Genomic DNA, 17,219 nt, shown 5'->3' with positions numbered 1-17,219 from the left:
GAGGTGTTATAAATCATGCGTTATACAATTTTAACTAAAGGTGACTCCAAGTCTAATGCCTTAAAGCATAAAATGATGAACTATATGAAAGATTTTCGCATGATTGAGGATAGTGAAAATCCTGAAATTGTTATTTCAGTTGGTGGTGACGGTACATTACTACAAGCATTCCATCAGTATAGCCACATGTTATCAAAAGTGGCATTTGTTGGAGTTCATACAGGTCATTTAGGATTTTATGCGGATTGGTTACCTCATGAAGTTGAAAAATTAATCATCGAAATTAATAATTCAGAGTTTCAGGTCATTGAATATCCATTGCTTGAAATTATTATGAGATACAACGACAACGGCTATGAAACAAGGTATTTAGCATTAAATGAAGCAACGATGAAAACTGAAAATGGCTCAACACTTGTTGTGGATGTTAACTTAAGAGGGAAACACTTTGAGCGATTTAGAGGCGATGGATTATGTGTATCAACACCTTCGGGTTCAACGGCTTATAACAAAGCGCTAGGTGGCGCACTGATACATCCTTCACTTGAAGCAATGCAAATTACAGAAATTGCCTCGATAAATAATCGTGTGTTTAGAACGGTAGGATCACCACTTGTATTACCAAAGCATCATACATGTTTAATATCACCAGTTAATCATGATACCATTAGAATGACGATAGATCATGTTAGTATCAAACATAAAAATGTTAATTCAATACAATACCGTGTAGCAAATGAAAAAGTGAGGTTTGCACGTTTTAGACCATTCCCATTCTGGAAACGTGTGCACGATTCTTTCATATCAAGTGATGAAGAACGATGAAATTTAAGTATCATATATCACAACAAGAAACTGTTAAAACTTTTTTAGCACGACATGATTTTTCTAAGAAGACAGTGAGCGCCATTAAAAATAATGGCGCTTTAATTGTTAATGATGAACCAGTCACAGTGCGTAAGCAATTAATGACAAATGATATATTAGAAATTCATTTACCGCGAGAAATACCGAGTGTTAATTTAATACCTTATGCTCGTAAGCTAGAAGTATTGTATGAAGATGCTTTTATCATCATAGTTACTAAACCAAACAATCAAAATTGTACGCCTTCGAGAGAACATCCTCATGAAAGTTTAATCGAACAAGTACTATATCATTGTCAGGAACATGGTGAAAATATTAACCCACATATTGTTACGCGTCTAGATCGTAATACAACTGGTATTGTGATATTCGCTAAATATGGACATATCCATCATTTATTTTCTAAAGTAAACTTGAAAAAAATATATACTTGCCTTGTATATGGTAAAACCCATACATCTGGTATTATTGAAGCTAATATTAGACGGTCAAAGGATAGTATTATAACTAGAGAAGTTGCCTTGGATGGTAAATACGCTAAAACATCTTATGAAGTAATAAATCAGAATGATAAATACAGTTTATGCAAAGTTCATTTGCATACGGGACGTACACATCAAATTCGTGTACATTTTCAACATATTGGGCATCCAATTGTGGGAGATTCTTTGTATGATGGTTTTCATGACAAAATTCATGGTCAAGTACTGCAATGTACGCAAATATATTTTGTTCATCCAATCAATAAGAACAATATTTATATTACAATTGATTATAAGCAATTACTTAAATTATTCAATCAACTCTAATTCACACAGGGGGTGTAAGTATGTCAATGAACACAGATGAAAAAGAGCGTGTTCAAGAGGAATTATACGACCAAACTTTATTAGATCAATATTTAGAAAATGATGATATTGATCAATTTAGAGATGAATTTCTAGCATTACACACATATGAACAAAGTGAGTATTTTGAAGATACTACCGATGAAAATAGACAAAAGATTTTTCAATATTTATCACCTGAAGAAGTTGCAAATTTCTTTGATCAATTAGATATTGATGACGATGAATATGAGTTGCTATTTGATAAGATGAATGCGACATACGCAAGTCACATATTAGAAGAAATGTCATACGACAATGCAGTAGATATTTTAAATGAGTTGACTAAACCAAAAGTTGCTAGTCTTTTAACATTGATGAATAAAGATGACGCGAATGAAATCAAAGCATTACTTCACTATGATGAGGATACGGCCGGCGGTATTATGACGACGGAGTATTTATCACTTAAAGCGCATACGCCTGTTAAAGAAGCATTATTATTGGTCAAAGCGCAAGCACCAGACGCAGAAACAATATATGTTATATTTGTCGTTGATGATGATGGTAAATTAGTAGGTGTTTTATCGCTAAGAGATTTAATTGTAGCTGAAAATGATGCTTATATTGAAGATATTATGAATGAACGTGTCATTAGTGTGAATGTAGCAGACGACCAAGAAGATGTTGCTCAAGTTATGAGAGACTATGATTTCATGGCTGTACCTGTTATAGATTACCAAGAACATTTGCTTGGTATCATCACGATTGATGATATTTTAGACGTTATGGATGAAGAGGCTAGTGAAGACTACTCTCGTTTAGCCGGGGTATCAGATATCGATTCGACTAATGATTCAATCATTAAAACAGCATTAAAACGTTTACCATGGTTGATTATTTTAACATTTTTAGGAATGATTACTGCGACAATTTTAGGGAGATTCGAAAAAACATTAGAAAATGTAGCGCTACTCGCAGCGTTTATTCCTATTATTAGTGGTATGTCAGGAAATTCAGGTACACAATCTTTAGCCGTTTCAGTTCGTAACATTACGACAGGGGAAATTAATGAGCAAAGTAAATTTAGAATTGCATTAAGAGAAGCAGGAAGTGGTGTATTATCGGGTGTTGTATGTTCAACAATATTATTTACAATTATTGTTGCAATATATCATCAGCCACTTTTAGCATTAATCGTTGCAGGAAGTTTAACTTGTGCGATGACGGTGGGGACGTTTGTAGGTTCGATGATTCCATTATTGATGAATAAATTAAATATCGATCCAGCAGTGGCTAGTGGACCATTTATTACAACAATTAATGATATTATTAGTATGTTGATTTATTTTGGTTTAGCTACATCATTTATGGCTTACTTAATTTAAGGAGGAGTTATGGAGTTTTTATCTTTAGTTATTGTTGTTTTAGCAGCGTTTTTAACTCCAATAATTGTCAATCGATTAAATATTAATTTCTTGCCAGTTGTTGTTGCAGAAATTTTGATGGGGATTGTGATTGGAAATTCATTTCTAAATATAGTAGAAAGGGATTCAATTCTAAATATTTTATCAACGTTAGGCTTTATCTTTTTAATGTTTTTAAGTGGTTTAGAAATTGATTTTAAAGCTTTTAAAAAAGATAAACGCGCACGTCAAGGACAAAATGATGATGAATCCTCAATTCCAGGGCATCTTAATCTAGCGTTAACTGTATTTGCATTTATTATGATTATTTCGATTCTTTTAGCGTATGTATTTAAATGGCTTGGATTAGTGGATGATGTGTTATTAATGGTCATTATCATTTCAACTATTTCCTTAGGCGTAGTTGTTCCAACTTTAAAAGAAATGAATATTATGAGAACAACTATAGGGCAATTTATCCTATTAGTAGCAGTACTTGCGGACTTAGTAACTATGATTTTATTAACGGTCTATGGCGCAATCAATGGTCAAGGCGGCAGTACAATATGGTTAATAGGTATATTAGTTGTTTTCACAGCAATTTCATATATTTTAGGTGTTCAATTTAAAAGAATGTCATTTTTACAAAAATTGATGGATGGTACGACGCAAATCGGTATTCGTGCGGTATTTGCATTAATAATATTATTAGTAGCCCTAGCAGAGGGAGTTGGCGCAGAAAATATATTAGGTGCATTCTTAGCAGGTGTCGTTGTTTCATTATTAAATCCAGATGAAGAAATGGTTGAAAAGTTAGACTCATTTGGTTATGGGTTCTTTATTCCTATTTTCTTTATAATGGTTGGTGTAGATTTAAACATACCTTCATTAATTAAAGAACCGAAATTACTAATTATCATACCGATTTTAATCGTTGCATTTATCATTTCAAAATTAATTCCAGTCATGTTTATTCGACGTTGGTTTGATATGAAAACAACGATTGCATCAGCATTTTTATTAACATCAACATTATCGCTCGTGATAGCTGCAGCCAAAATTTCAGAAAGATTAAATGCTATTTCAGCTGAAACGTCAGGTATATTAATTTTAAGCGCAGTCATTACATGTGTATTCGTTCCGATTATTTTCAAAAAACTGTTTCCAGTTCCAGATGAGTTTAACCGTAAAATTGAAGTTAGTTTAATTGGTAAAAATCAATTAACGATTCCTATAGCGCAAAATTTAACATCTCAGTTATATGACGTGACATTATATTATCGCAAAGACTTGAGTGATCGTCGTCAATTGTCAGATGATATCACGATGATAGAAATTGCTGATTATGAACAAGATGTTTTAGAACGACTAGGTCTGTTTGACCGAGACATAGTTGTTTGTGCTACGAATGACGATGATATTAACCGAAAAGTTGCTAAATTAGCCAAAGCACATCAAGTTGAGCGTGTCATTTGCAGACTTGAAAGCACAACGGACGATACAGAGTTAGTTGATTCAGGTATTGAAATTTTCAGTAGCTACTTAAGTAATAAAATCTTATTAAAAGGTTTAATTGAAACACCTAACATGTTGAATTTATTAAGTAATGTTGAAACGTCACTATATGAAATTCAAATGTTAAATTATAAATATGAAAATATTCAATTACGTAATTTCCCATTCGGAGGAGACATCATCTTCGTGCGTATTATCCGTAATAATGAGTCGATTGTTCCGCATGGAGATACACAATTGCGATATGGAGATCGCTTAATTGTTACCGGTGCTAAAGAATACGTTGATGAATTGAAGCAAGAGTTAGAATTTTATTTTTAACAATAATGATATTAAAATGCAGACGTATTTTAGTACGACGTAAAATTAATGATTTTAAAATGCTAGTATGTATATGATTTTGATAAATAAATGCTTTTTACGTAAATCAAGTTTGATACAGAAAGGACTAAATCAAACATTTATCGTTGTAATACGTTTAAATAACTTTATTAAAAAGTCATAATAGTGTTAAAATGTATTGACGAATAAAAAGTTAGTTAAAACTGGGATTAGATATTCTATCCGTTAAATTAATTATTATAAGGAGTTATCTTACATGTTAAATCTTGAAAACAAAACATATGTCATCATGGGAATCGCTAATAAGCGTAGTATTGCTTTTGGTGTCGCTAAAGTTTTAGATCAATTAGGTGCTAAATTAGTATTTACTTACCGTAAAGAACGTAGCCGTAAAGAGCTTGAAAAATTATTAGAACAATTAAATCAACCAGAAGCGCACTTATATCAAATTGATGTTCAAAGCGATGAAGAGGTTATTAATGGTTTTGAGCAAATTGGTAAAGATGTTGGCAATATTGATGGTGTATATCATTCAATCGCATTTGCTAATATGGAAGACTTACGCGGACGCTTTTCTGAAACTTCACGTGAAGGTTTCTTGTTAGCTCAAGACATTAGTTCTTACTCACTAACTATCGTTGCTCATGAAGCTAAAAAATTAATGCCAGAAGGTGGTAGCATTGTTGCAACAACATATTTAGGTGGCGAATTCGCAGTTCAAAACTATAATGTGATGGGTGTTGCTAAAGCGAGCTTAGAAGCAAATGTTAAATATTTAGCATTAGACTTAGGTCCAGATAATATTCGCGTTAATGCAATTTCAGCTGGTCCAATCCGTACATTAAGTGCAAAAGGTGTGGGTGGTTTCAATACAATTCTTAAAGAAATCGAAGAGCGTGCACCTTTAAAACGTAATGTTGATCAAGTAGAAGTAGGTAAAACTGCGGCTTACTTATTAAGTGATTTATCAAGTGGCGTTACAGGTGAAAATATTCATGTAGATAGCGGATTCCACGCAATTAAATAATATCATTCAACAGCTTTGTTCACGTTATTATATATGTGAGCAAAGCTTTTTTGCTTTTATAATAATCGGACTGATGGAAAATTATTTGATATTTCATTTGACTGATTTTTTATGCACAAAAAAATCGCCTCAAAAGCTGTAGTTTCAACTTTTGATGCGATAGTATCTTATATTCTTAAAAGACATCCACAGAATTAGTCCTTAACATTACTGTTTGCTTTATCAATAATGCGTTGGCGGTATTTGAAAATATTACTAACAACCGTTTTAAGTACAGCATATAATGGCACTGCAATCAGAACTAATGTAAAGCCACCTAAATCTCCTGCTGCTAAAATAACAACGATAATTGTTAAAGGATGGATACTTAAAGATTTACCCATTACATTTGGTGTAATGATATTACCTTCAAGTTGATGTGCAATTAATGTAATGATACAAACCCATATAAATGTAGTAGGACTATCTATAATACCGAGTATTGCTGCAGGTGCAAATGATAACCATGAACCTAAGAAAGGAATTAAGTTTGCGACACCAGCAAATAGTACTAATAAAGGAATATATGGTAAGTCAATAATTGAATAACCGATATATAAGAATATACCTAAAATAACACTGACAGTTACTTGACCTTGAATGTAAGATTTTAATGTAAAGTTTAAATCAGTTAATAAATCTACGAAAAATACTTTACGTTCACCTTTGAAAAATTTAGCAACAGCTGGGATAAATTTTTCATGGTCTTTTAACATATAAATTAAGAAGAATGGAACCATAATCAATAAGAAGATGGTTGAAATTAATGATGTAATGTACTGTAATGAATTAGATAAAATATTAGTAACGCCATCACCCATTGATTTAACCATATTTGTAATTCTACTTGTTACATCTTCAGGTAATTTATCCATTTGAGCTAGTGCGAATTTAATAATTTGCTCTGCTTCTTTTTGTAGGGCAGGTGTCTGACTAATTAAATTGTTGATATTTGAAATGATGATTGGTGCAACAAACGCAACAATTAAGCCGATAATAGCAAACAAAGCTAACATGATTGTTGTTATACTAGCCCATCTTGGAAAACCGACTTTTTCAAGTAAGTTTTGAAAAGGTAGACAGATATAAAATAAAAAACCACTAATTAAAAATGGAAGAAATACAGAACCGATGATTGTAGCTATTGGAGTAAATACTTCGTGCACTTCCATAAATAGTTTGATGAGAATGAACAGCATAATAAGAGCGATGCCAGTTCGGAACCAAACCTTGTTTAACATAAACGATGTTCCTCCTATTTTTCTAAACTTAGTTATTATTTAGTATATCCTAAATAGCAGTGCTTAAAAAGGTTAATATTTTTTAAATATACTTAAATTAACCATTCACTTTCTATTTTAAGATATTTACTTTCAATAGTTTGTGAGACTTTTCAATGACTCGTAAGTCTGCAATTGGATCAAACAGCACCAGTTTATATGAATAACTTATTTTAATATTAAACGTGTTTAAATAATGAAATGATCATATTAATATTTATAAGAATATTCTGAAAAATATATTGAAGTGTCTCGTGCTTAATCGTATAATATTTTTATGTTTAAACAATAGGGGGAATCTTATGATTGAAAAATTAGTAACCTTTTTAAATGAGGTTGTTTGGAGTAAGCCATTAGTTTATGGTTTGCTAATTACTGGTGTGCTATTTACATTGCGTATGCGATTTTTTCAAGTTAGACATTTTAAAGAAATGATTCGATTAATGTTTCAAGGAGAGAAGTCTCCTAATGGTATTTCAAGTTTTCAAGCGATAGCCATGTCTTTAGCAGGCAGGGTTGGTACAGGTAATATTGTCGGTGTATCTACTGCAATATTTATAGGAGGACCTGGTGCAGTATTTTGGATGTGGATTACTGCGTTTTTAGGTGCAAGTAGTGCTTTTATTGAATCTACACTTGGTCAAATATTCAAGAGAGTTGAAAATAATGAATACCGTGGTGGACCAGCGTATTATATTGAATATGGTATTGGTGGTAAATTTGGTAAAATTTACGGAATTATCTTTGCTATTGTTACGATTATCTCAGTAGGTCTATTGCTTCCTGGTGTGCAATCTAACGCTATAGCAAGTTCTATGCATAATGCGATTCATGTTCCACAATGGTTAATGGGTGCTATTGTTGTAGTTATTTTGGGATTAATTATTTTTGGTGGTGTACGTAGTATTGCCAATGTTGCAACAGCCGTTGTACCATTTATGGCAATTATTTACATACTGATGGCTGTCATTATCATTTGTATCAATATACAAGAAGTGCCAGCGTTATTTGCATTAATTTTCAAATCAGCATTTGGATTACAATCTGCTTTTGGTGGTATCGTTGGCGCAATGATAGAGATTGGTGTTAAACGTGGATTATACTCAAATGAGGCTGGTCAAGGTACAGGTCCACACGCAGCAGCGGCAGCAGAAGTATCACATCCAAGTAAACAAGGTCTAGTACAAGCATTTTCAGTTTATATTGATACATTATTTGTATGTACTGCAACTGCTCTGATTATACTTATTTCTGGTACATATAATGTGACTGATGGTACGGTTAATGCGAATGGCACACCGCATTTAATTAAAGATGGCGGTATTTATGTTGAAAATGCAACAGGTAAAGATTATTCAGGTACTGCGATGTATGCACAAGCCGGCATTGATAAAGCGTTCCATGGCAGTGGTTATCAATTTGATCCTACTTTCTCTGGCGTAGGTTCATACTTTATTGCATTTGCTTTATTCTTCTTTGCATTTACTACTATTTTGTCGTACTACTACATTACAGAAACAAATGTTGCTTATTTAACGCGTAATCAAAATAATCAAGTTTCATCGATATTTATTAATATTGCTCGTGTGATTATTTTGTTCGCTACATTTTACGGTGCAGTTAAAACAGCTGATGTAGCATGGGCATTCGGTGATTTAGGTGTAGGTCTAATGGCTTGGTTAAATATCATTGCGATTTGGATTTTACATAAGCCTGCCGTAAATGCTTTAAAAGATTATGAAATTCAAAAGAAACGTTTAGGCAACGGTTATAATGCAGTTTATCAACCTGATCCGAATAAATTACCTAATGCTGTCTTTTGGTTGAAGACGTATCCAGAACGTTTAAAACAAGCACGTACCAAAAAGTAATCTACTTTTGTTTATAGTATATGTAGTGATCATTTGATAAAAAAAGAAACAGCATTGATAATTTTAGGTGCTCAGAAATTTGAATTTTAAAATATAGTGTCTCTTGGTACAATAATAATACAATTACTAGGGGGCACTTTTTTATGTTGGAATTTAAAGCTGGAAAGATTAATAAACTTGTTTTATATAGTGATATTTTAAATAGAGATGTCACACTAAGTATTTATTTACCAGAATCTTATAATCAACTTGTTAAATATAATGTCATTCTTTGCTTTGACGGATTAGATTTTTTGCGTTTCGGGAGAATACAACGTACATATGAATCGTTAATCAAAGAAGCGCGTATTGATGATGCGATCATTGTCGGATTCCATTATGAAGACGTTGATAAGCGTAGGGAGGAATTTCATCCACAAGGAAGTCGTTCTCATTTAACTATTCAATCAGTCGGTAAAGAAATATTGCCATTTATTGACTCGACGTTTTCTACACTGAAAGTAGGTAATGCAAGGTTATTAGTAGGGGATAGTTTAGCGGGTAGTATTGCCTTATTAACGGCGTTGACCTATCCAACGATTTTTAGTCGTGTAGCAATGTTAAGTCCACATTCAGATGACAAAGTATTAGATAAGCTAAATCAATGTGCAAATAAAGAACAATTGACAATTTGGCATGTCATTGGTCTAGATGAAAAAGATTTTACTTTACCAACAAATGGTAAGCGTGCCGATTTCTTAACACCGAATAGAGAATTAGCTGAACAAATTAAGAAATATAATATAACTTATTATTACGATGAATTTGATGGTGGTCACCAATGGAAAGATTGGAAACCATTGCTGTCAGATATATTATTGTATTTTTTAAGTAAAAACACAGATGATCAACTTTATGAATAATTTACATTAGTAGATTTAGTATGAATTGTCTTCATATAGTCTGGTCTATAATATAATTTATAAAAGATTTTACTGTTTAATTTAATTTAAATTTGACGAAATTGCAAAAGATGTATAATGAATTATTTTTAATGTAACGGTTTTCAAAGAAATTTGATATAATAGCAATAGGTTAAACAAAGGAGGAATTCAGATGATTTTAGGATTAGCATTAATTCCATCAAAGTCATTTCAAGAAGCGGTGGATTCTTACCGTAAAAGATATGATAAACAGTATTCACGAATTAAACCACATGTGACAATTAAAGCGCCATTTGAAATTAAAGATGGTGATTTAGATTCTGTCATTGAACAGGTTAGAGCTCGTATTAATGGTATACCAGCAGTAGAAGTTCATGCTACAAAAGCTTCTAGCTTCAAACCAACGAACAATGTGATTTACTTTAAAGTTGCGAAGACGGACGACTTAGAAGAATTGTTTAATCGCTTTAATGGAGAAGATTTCTATGGAGAAGCTGAACATGTTTTTGTGCCACACTTTACAATAGCACAAGGACTATCTAGCCAAGAATTCGAAGATATTTTTGGTCAAGTAGCATTAGCTGGGGTAGACCATAAAGAAATTATCGATGAATTAACTTTGTTACGTTTTGACGATGACGAAGATAAATGGAAAGTTATTGAAACGTTTAAATTAGCTTAAGTAACATAATAGTATTGTTAATCGTAGTATGTTTGAATTAATAAGAAAATGGTCATTTTTATTGAATGTAATAAAAATGACCATTTTCTTTATTTTAAAATACGTTTTAACCTTACTTAGCTTTTTCTCTATTTACTATAAAGTAGCTTCCATAAAATACAGCTAAGACTAAAAAGATTAATGCCGAGAAATAAAATGTATTGTTTAAATTGTTGGTAAATTGTGTAATTAATCCGCCAAATAATGGCCCTATCATTGAGCCGAATCCTTGGATACTATTAAAAACACCCCAAGTTTCTTCTTGTTCATCTGATTTGATAAATCGTGCCATAAAGGTATTCCATGCTGGTAATAAGATGCCATACATTAGACCGATAGCTAAAGCGATAATCCACAAGATGTGAATATTAACAATCATAGATAGAGTAAAAATTAATATCATGTATAAAATAAATCCGCTTAGAATAACACCATACATAAAGTTTCTGCTGCGGTTATCTATTAGTTTCGATAAAAATAGCATCGAAACTGCACAGCCGATACCACCAATAATGATTGCAACAGTATATTCAATTGTGCTTACGTTAATAACCTTAGTAGCATATGTTGGTAATATAGGAACTAGGGCAGCAATTGCGGCACCTTGTAAAAGAATACCAGGGAACAACAATAAATGGCGCTTTGTCACATCAACAATTTGTCTCAATTGAGCTTTAACTGGACGAGTATTATAATTTGTTAACTTTACATCGACAAAATAATATAATATCCATGCAATTAAAACGACTAAAGACATCATGAAGGCAAAGCGTGTTGGGTGCACTTTGATAAGTAGATTCATAAAAACCATACCTACCAATAGGCCTAACAACCATGAAAAATAAACATAGCCCATTTGTTTGCCACGTTTATCTTCTTCAACACTGGATAACATAATGACCCAAATAGGACTAACTGCAATACCGAGCATCATAGCACTAAATATGATTACAAAAGGTGATGCTGGAAACCAAATAACTAAAAATAAACTTGTAAATGCTAAAATAAATCCAGTCGTTAAAACGATTTTTGTGCCGAATTTTTTCAGTAAAAATCCTATAACAAAGTTTGTAGATGCATCAGCAATAAAATGTATTGAAAATGCTAGAGACGTTATTGCTACAGCAATGGTTGTAACTGTTGGCAAGAAATTAATATAGCTTAGGATATACATGCCTCTCGCAAATTCCATTAAAAATAAGATAATAAGCATTAAAATGAAATTTTTATGATTAGCGTAATTATTTAACGAAGAATCTTGCATATAAAGGAACCTTTCCATAAATCTCTTGTGGTTGTGATGAATGACCGATTAAATCAAGTAAGTCTCGACATATTGTCTGTGTAGCATACTTAATTTTATCTTGTTCCATTGTACTAATCATGTTAGTTAATTGCTCATTACCGTTAGTTAAACTTGCTACAATTTTTATTGCTTCTTCTGGAGTATCAGCGATTTTACCAAAACCTTTTTCTTCAAAGTAAAGGGCATTTTCAAGCTCTTGACCAGGTGCAGGATTTAGGAAAATCATTGGAATACAACGGGCGAAACCTTCAGTTATTGTGATACCACCAGGTTTCGTAATCATAAGTTGACTTGATGCCATCCATTCATTCATGTGTTTGGTATAACCTAGAATCAATACATTCTCGTTAGATTTAAACTTAGCTGTTAAAGAACGCTTTAGCTCTTTGCTCTTACCACAAATCATAACTACTTGTGCATTTGCACTTTTCGCTAATATATCAGTAATCATCGTGTCAAAACCTTTAGATACACCAAATGCACCAGCTGACATTAAAATAGTTTGCTTATCTGGATCTAAGTTGTTGTCTATTAACCACTGCTTTTGATTAATAGGCGTTTCAAATTTGTTATCAATAGGAATACCTGTCACTTTAACTGTTGAAGGATCAATACCTACGTCTATGAAGTCTTGTTTCGTTTCTTTTGTTGCCACATAATATCTTGTTGAATACGGCGTAATCCAGTTTTTATGTAAGCGATAGTCTGTCATCACTGTAGCAACTGGAATATTAATGTTAAATTGCTCAGTTAGTACCGACATAACTGGTGTAGGAAACGTTAATAATATTAAATCTGGCTTTTCTTTTATCAATAAATTAATTAACTTATTAAGTCCATAGTATTTGTAAAAACATTTGTCTAGTTTATCTGGGCGGCTGTAATAAAACCCTTTGTACATATTTCTAAAATATTTAAAGCTATTGATATACCATTTTTTACAAATAGAAGTCAAAATTGGATGAGCTTCCATAAATAAATCGTGCTCAATGACGCTTAAATGGTCTAGATTCATATCATTAAGTTGATTAACGATACTCTGTGTAACTTGCATATGACCGTTACCGAATGAGCCAGTAATAATCAATATCTTTTTATTTTGAGTAACCATTAATAGCCACCCTCCGTTAGTTTGAAAATTTTATTTAAGTGTAACTTATTTTACGGCATTATAAAAGAAATAAAGACGCAAAGTCGTTACATTTATAGCAATTTTAATCAATAGATGAATTGATACAAAATAAAACGTTATTTTATAAAGCAATTTATTGTTCTATGTTTTATTTGTATATTTAAAATTATCCAGTATACAATTATAGCATATTTTTGGAAACAATTATGATATTATACCATGTTACAAGATGGTTTTAATAATTTAAGATGAGCCATAATTGTAAAACTAATTCATAATACCGTATGTTTTATTTTTAATAGTAGAAATTAGAAAATGCTGATTAGTAGGATATAACAGTGAAATTATAAATTTATTAACATCAACAAAACGTGTATAATAAACATATTGTAGAAAAAGGAGCGGTTCAGTTTGGATGCAAGTACGTTGTTTAAGAAAGTAAAAGTAAAGCGTGTATTGGGTTCTTTAGAACAACAAATAGATGATATCACTACTGATTCACGTACAGCGAGAGAAGGTAGCATTTTTGTCGCTTCAGTTGGATATACTGTAGACAGTCATAAGTTCTGTCAAAATGTAGCTGATCAAGGGTGTAAGTTGGTAGTGGTCAATAAAGAACAATCATTACCAGCTAACGTAACACAAGTGGTTGTGCCGGACACATTAAGAGTAGCTAGTATTCTAGCACACACATTATATGATTATCCGAGTCATCAGTTAGTGACATTTGGTGTAACGGGTACAAATGGTAAAACTTCTATTGCGACGATGATTCATTTAATTCAAAGAAAGTTACAAAAAAATAGTGCATATTTAGGAACTAATGGTTTCCAAATTAATGAAACAAAGACAAAAGGTGCAAATACGACACCAGAAACAGTTTCTTTAACTAAGAAAATTAAAGAAGCAGTTGATGCAGGCGCTGAATCTATGACATTAGAAGTATCAAGCCATGGCTTAGTATTAGGACGACTGCGAGGCGTTGAATTTGACGTTGCAATATTTTCAAATTTAACACAAGACCATTTAGATTTTCATGGCACAATGGAAGCATACGGACACGCGAAGTCTTTATTGTTTAGTCAATTAGGTGAAGATTTGTCGAAAGAAAAGTATGTCGTGTTAAACAATGACGATTCATTTTCTGAGTATTTAAGAACAGTGACGCCTTATGAAGTATTTAGTTATGGAATTGATGAGGAAGCCCAATTTATGGCTAAAAATATTCAAGAATCTTTACAAGGTGTCAGCTTTGATTTTGTAACGCCTTTTGGAACTTACCCAGTAAAATCGCCTTATGTTGGTAAGTTTAATATTTCTAATATTATGGCGGCAATGATTGCGGTGTGGAGTAAAGGTACATCTTTAGAAACGATTATTAAAGCTGTTGAAAATTTAGAACCTGTTGAAGGGCGATTAGAAGTTTTAGATCCTTCGTTACCTATTGATTTAATTATCGATTATGCACATACAGCTGATGGTATGAACAAATTAATCGATGCAGTACAGCCTTTTGTAAAGCAAAAGTTGATATTTTTAGTTGGTATGGCAGGCGAACGTGATTTAACTAAAACGCCTGAAATGGGGCGAGTTGCCTGTCGTGCAGATTATGTCATTTTCACACCGGATAATCCGGCAAATGATGACCCGAAAATGTTAACGGCAGAATTAGCCAAAGGTGCAACACATCAAAACTATATTGAATTTGATGATCGTGCAGAAGGGATAAAACATGCAATTGACATAGCTGAGCCTGGGGATACTGTCGTTTTAGCATCAAAAGGAAGAGAACCATATCAAATCATGCCAGGGCATATTAAGGTGCCACATCGAGATGATTTAATTGGCCTTGAAGCAGCTTACAAAAAGTTCGGTGGTGGCCCTGTTGATCAATAAAAGATTTATTGATGAAGGTAAAACTATTGATGTTTATTTATTCGAAGCATTAAATAACCAGATAATCATTGCTATACCAGATTGGTTTTGGTCATATCAGATGGCAATGACATTAGATGAAGAAACTTGTTTTGAAGCAATACTCATGCAATTGTTTGTTTTTAAAGAAGAGGAAGAGGCAGAATCGATTGCATCACAACTAACAGATTGGATAGAAACATATAAAAAGGAGAAAGACTAATGAACTTAAAGCAAGAAGTTGAGTCTAGAAAGACTTTTGCGATTATTTCACATCCCGATGCAGGGAAAACAACGTTAACTGAAAAACTATTGTACTTCAGTGGTGCTATTCGTGAAGCGGGTACAGTTAAAGGGAAGAAGACTGGTAAATTTGCGACAAGTGACTGGATGAAAGTTGAACAAGAGCGTGGTATTTCTGTAACTAGTTCAGTAATGCAATTTGATTACGATGATTATAAAATCAATATCTTAGATACACCAGGACATGAAGACTTTTCAGAAGATACGTATAGAACATTAATGGCAGTTGACAGTGCTGTCATGGTCATAGACTGTGCAAAAGGTATTGAACCACAAACATTGAAGTTATTTAAAGTTTGTAAAATGCGTGGTATTCCAATCTTTACATTCATTAATAAATTAGACCGAGTAGGTAAAGAACCATTTGAATTATTAGATGAAATCGAAGAGACATTAAATATTGAAACATACCCTATGAATTGGCCAATTGGTATGGGACAAAGTTTCTTTGGCATCATTGATAGAAAGTCTAAAACAATTGAACCATTTAGAGATGAAGAAAATATATTACATTTGAATGATGATTTTGAGTTGGAAGAAGATCATGCAATTACAAATGATAGTGCTTTTGAACAAGCGATTGAAGAATTAATGTTGGTTGAAGAAGCGGGTGAAGCCTTTGATAATGACGCGCTGTTGAGTGGAGACTTAACACCTGTATTTTTCGGTTCAGCTTTAGCTAACTTTGGTGTACAAAATTTCTTAAATGCATATGTTGATTTTGCGCCAATGCCAAATGCGAGACAAACAAAAGAAGACGTTGAAGTAAGCCCGTTTGATGATTCATTTTCAGGATTTATCTTTAAAATTCAAGCCAACATGGACCCTAAACACCGTGATAGAATTGCCTTTATGCGTGTCGTTAGTGGTGCATTTGAACGTGGTATGGATGTTACTTTGCAACGTACTAATAAAAAGCAAAAGATCACACGTTCAACGTCATTTATGGCAGACGATAAAGAAACTGTGAATCATGCTGTAGCAGGCGATATCATTGGACTATATGATACTGGTAATTATCAAATTGGAGATACTTTAGTTGGTGGAAAACAAACCTACAGTTTCCAAGATTTACCACAATTTACGCCAGAAATTTTTATGAAAGTTTCTGCTAAAAACGTCATGAAACAGAAGCATTTCCATAAAGGTATTGAACAATTAGTACAAGAAGGTGCGATTCAATACTATAAAACATTACACACAAACCAAATTATTTTAGGTGCTGTTGGTCAGTTACAATTTGAAGTTTTCGAACATAGAATGAAAAACGAATATAATGTTGATGTTGTTATGGAGCCAGTAGGCCGTAAAATTGCACGTTGGATTGAAAATGAAGACCAAATTACAGATAAGATGAACACATCAAGATCGATTTTAGTGAAAGATAGATATGACGATTTAGTATTCTTATTTGAAAATGAATTTGCAACAAGATGGTTTGAAGAGAAATTCCCTGAAATTAAATTGTATAGTTTACTTTAACAGCTCAATTGTATAATCGAATTTGTTACATTAAAAATAATTGTTTCGTTGAAGAAAAATAAATTGTATATTTTAAAAGAAAAAGGTATACTATGATGTATCAAATGAATAACCTATGGCATTTTGTCAGAGGGGAGTAACTTAAGAATCATGACCGTATAAATGATTCGACACTTTATCGTCATTACGAAGATATCTTCCGGTAAAGTGGGCAATTTAAATTGCTTAGTGAGACCTTTGCTATTTATTTAGCATAGGTCTTTT

Annotated in this window: 14 protein-coding genes and 1 riboswitch; of the genes, 11 read left to right on the top strand and 3 right to left on the bottom strand. The window is 32.5% G+C overall.

Features of this window, described 5'->3' with window-relative positions; translation table 11 throughout:
* Window positions 1–15 precede the first annotated feature (15 nt).
* The 5 genes from IDG64_RS00295 to fabI all read left to right on the top strand — a co-directional run bounded on the left by IDG64_RS00295 (window position 16) and on the right by fabI (window position 5,984).
* Complete coding sequence (locus IDG64_RS00295; RefSeq protein ID WP_001270834.1) at window positions 16–825, top strand: NAD kinase; 810 nt, start codon at window positions 16–18, stop codon at window positions 823–825.
* Window positions 822–1,676 carry an RluA family pseudouridine synthase gene (locus IDG64_RS00290; RefSeq protein ID WP_000669940.1) on the top strand — a complete coding sequence of 285 codons (855 nt, stop codon included), beginning with the start codon at window positions 822–824 and terminating at the stop codon, window positions 1,674–1,676. Before IDG64_RS00295 ends, IDG64_RS00290 begins: the two co-directional genes overlap by 4 nt.
* A 20-nt stretch (window positions 1,677–1,696) precedes the next feature.
* On the top strand, window positions 1,697–3,082 hold the full coding sequence (mgtE, locus tag IDG64_RS00285; protein WP_000062417.1) for a magnesium transporter: 1,386 nt from the start codon (window positions 1,697–1,699) through the stop codon (window positions 3,080–3,082).
* 9 nt (window positions 3,083–3,091) lie between these two features.
* Complete coding sequence (locus IDG64_RS00280) at window positions 3,092–4,936, top strand: monovalent cation:proton antiporter family protein (protein WP_000395153.1); 1,845 nt, start codon at window positions 3,092–3,094, stop codon at window positions 4,934–4,936.
* 277 nt (window positions 4,937–5,213) lie between these two features.
* Window positions 5,214–5,984 (top strand): enoyl-ACP reductase FabI, encoded by a 771-nt coding sequence (gene fabI, locus IDG64_RS00275; protein WP_000933195.1) that lies wholly within the window; start codon window positions 5,214–5,216, stop codon window positions 5,982–5,984.
* Between the two features lie 194 nt (window positions 5,985–6,178).
* On the opposite strand, the gene cozEa is transcribed toward fabI, so the two are convergent.
* Complete coding sequence (gene cozEa, locus IDG64_RS00270) at window positions 6,179–7,264, bottom strand: lipoteichoic acid biosynthesis protein CozEa (RefSeq protein WP_000933105.1); 1,086 nt, start codon at window positions 7,262–7,264, stop codon at window positions 6,179–6,181.
* A gap of 341 nt (window positions 7,265–7,605) precedes the next feature.
* On the opposite strand from cozEa, the gene IDG64_RS00265 reads away from it, so the two are divergent.
* From IDG64_RS00265 to IDG64_RS00255, 3 genes are all read left to right on the top strand, one after another.
* Window positions 7,606–9,174 carry an alanine/glycine:cation symporter family protein gene (locus IDG64_RS00265; RefSeq protein WP_000570688.1) on the top strand — a complete coding sequence of 523 codons (1,569 nt, stop codon included), beginning with the start codon at window positions 7,606–7,608 and terminating at the stop codon, window positions 9,172–9,174.
* A gap of 143 nt (window positions 9,175–9,317) precedes the next feature.
* Window positions 9,318–10,076, top strand: coding sequence for an esterase family protein (locus IDG64_RS00260; RefSeq protein WP_000889184.1), 759 nt, complete (start codon window positions 9,318–9,320; stop codon window positions 10,074–10,076).
* Between the two features lie 193 nt (window positions 10,077–10,269).
* Window positions 10,270–10,779: a YjcG family protein gene (locus IDG64_RS00255; RefSeq protein WP_000600392.1), complete on the top strand. Its 510-nt coding sequence runs from the start codon at window positions 10,270–10,272 to the stop codon at window positions 10,777–10,779.
* Window positions 10,780–10,891: 112 nt separating this feature from the next.
* Here IDG64_RS00255 and ltaA read toward each other — a convergent pair whose 3' ends face one another.
* Window positions 10,892–12,082, bottom strand: coding sequence for a lipoteichoic acid biosynthesis MFS flippase LtaA (ltaA, locus tag IDG64_RS00250; RefSeq protein WP_001154233.1), 1,191 nt, complete (start codon window positions 12,080–12,082; stop codon window positions 10,892–10,894).
* Window positions 12,060–13,235: a diglucosyl diacylglycerol synthase gene (locus IDG64_RS00245; protein WP_000258650.1), complete on the bottom strand. Its 1,176-nt coding sequence runs from the start codon at window positions 13,233–13,235 to the stop codon at window positions 12,060–12,062. Before IDG64_RS00245 ends, ltaA begins: the two co-directional genes overlap by 23 nt.
* A 432-nt stretch (window positions 13,236–13,667) precedes the next feature.
* Here IDG64_RS00245 and IDG64_RS00240 point away from each other — a divergent pair, with 432 nt between their 5' ends.
* From IDG64_RS00240 to IDG64_RS00230, 3 genes are read left to right on the top strand one after another with little or no spacing between them, the layout of a single operon-like run.
* The gene (locus IDG64_RS00240; RefSeq protein ID WP_000340119.1) at window positions 13,668–15,152 is read left to right on the top strand and encodes a UDP-N-acetylmuramoyl-L-alanyl-D-glutamate--L-lysine ligase; all 1,485 of its coding nucleotides are present in this window, start codon (window positions 13,668–13,670) and stop codon (window positions 15,150–15,152) included.
* Window positions 15,142–15,393 (top strand): YueH family protein, encoded by a 252-nt coding sequence (locus IDG64_RS00235; RefSeq protein ID WP_000608862.1) that lies wholly within the window; start codon window positions 15,142–15,144, stop codon window positions 15,391–15,393. The genes IDG64_RS00240 and IDG64_RS00235 overlap by 11 nt, the downstream gene beginning before the upstream one ends.
* The gene (locus IDG64_RS00230; RefSeq protein ID WP_001049951.1) at window positions 15,393–16,955 is read left to right on the top strand and encodes a peptide chain release factor 3; all 1,563 of its coding nucleotides are present in this window, start codon (window positions 15,393–15,395) and stop codon (window positions 16,953–16,955) included. The genes IDG64_RS00235 and IDG64_RS00230 overlap by 1 nt, the downstream gene beginning before the upstream one ends.
* Before the next feature lie 119 nt (window positions 16,956–17,074).
* A riboswitch (yybP-ykoY riboswitch) is annotated at window positions 17,075–17,182 on the top strand.
* Window positions 17,183–17,219 lie beyond the last annotated feature (37 nt).

The sequence above is a fragment of the Staphylococcus sp. EG-SA-15 genome (assembly GCF_017151895.1).
Taxonomy (GTDB): domain Bacteria; phylum Bacillota; class Bacilli; order Staphylococcales; family Staphylococcaceae; genus Staphylococcus; species Staphylococcus aureus.
The sequence above is the reverse complement of the archived record's forward strand: the minus strand, read 5'-3'. Positions and strand labels throughout refer to the sequence as shown.

Coding starts and splice junctions, on each gene's coding strand:
- IDG64_RS00295 (WP_001270834.1), top strand. CDS start 16: ATGCGTTATACAATTTTAACTAAAGGTGACTCCAAGTCTAATGCCTTA.
- IDG64_RS00290 (WP_000669940.1), top strand. CDS start 822: ATGAAATTTAAGTATCATATATCACAACAAGAAACTGTTAAAACTTTT.
- mgtE (WP_000062417.1), top strand. CDS start 1,697: ATGTCAATGAACACAGATGAAAAAGAGCGTGTTCAAGAGGAATTATAC.
- IDG64_RS00280 (WP_000395153.1), top strand. CDS start 3,092: ATGGAGTTTTTATCTTTAGTTATTGTTGTTTTAGCAGCGTTTTTAACT.
- fabI (WP_000933195.1), top strand. CDS start 5,214: ATGTTAAATCTTGAAAACAAAACATATGTCATCATGGGAATCGCTAAT.
- cozEa (WP_000933105.1), bottom strand. CDS start 7,264: ATGTTAAACAAGGTTTGGTTCCGAACTGGCATCGCTCTTATTATGCTG.
- IDG64_RS00265 (WP_000570688.1), top strand. CDS start 7,606: ATGATTGAAAAATTAGTAACCTTTTTAAATGAGGTTGTTTGGAGTAAG.
- IDG64_RS00260 (WP_000889184.1), top strand. CDS start 9,318: ATGTTGGAATTTAAAGCTGGAAAGATTAATAAACTTGTTTTATATAGT.
- IDG64_RS00255 (WP_000600392.1), top strand. CDS start 10,270: ATGATTTTAGGATTAGCATTAATTCCATCAAAGTCATTTCAAGAAGCG.
- ltaA (WP_001154233.1), bottom strand. CDS start 12,082: ATGCAAGATTCTTCGTTAAATAATTACGCTAATCATAAAAATTTCATT.
- IDG64_RS00245 (WP_000258650.1), bottom strand. CDS start 13,235: ATGGTTACTCAAAATAAAAAGATATTGATTATTACTGGCTCATTCGGT.
- IDG64_RS00230 (WP_001049951.1), top strand. CDS start 15,393: ATGAACTTAAAGCAAGAAGTTGAGTCTAGAAAGACTTTTGCGATTATT.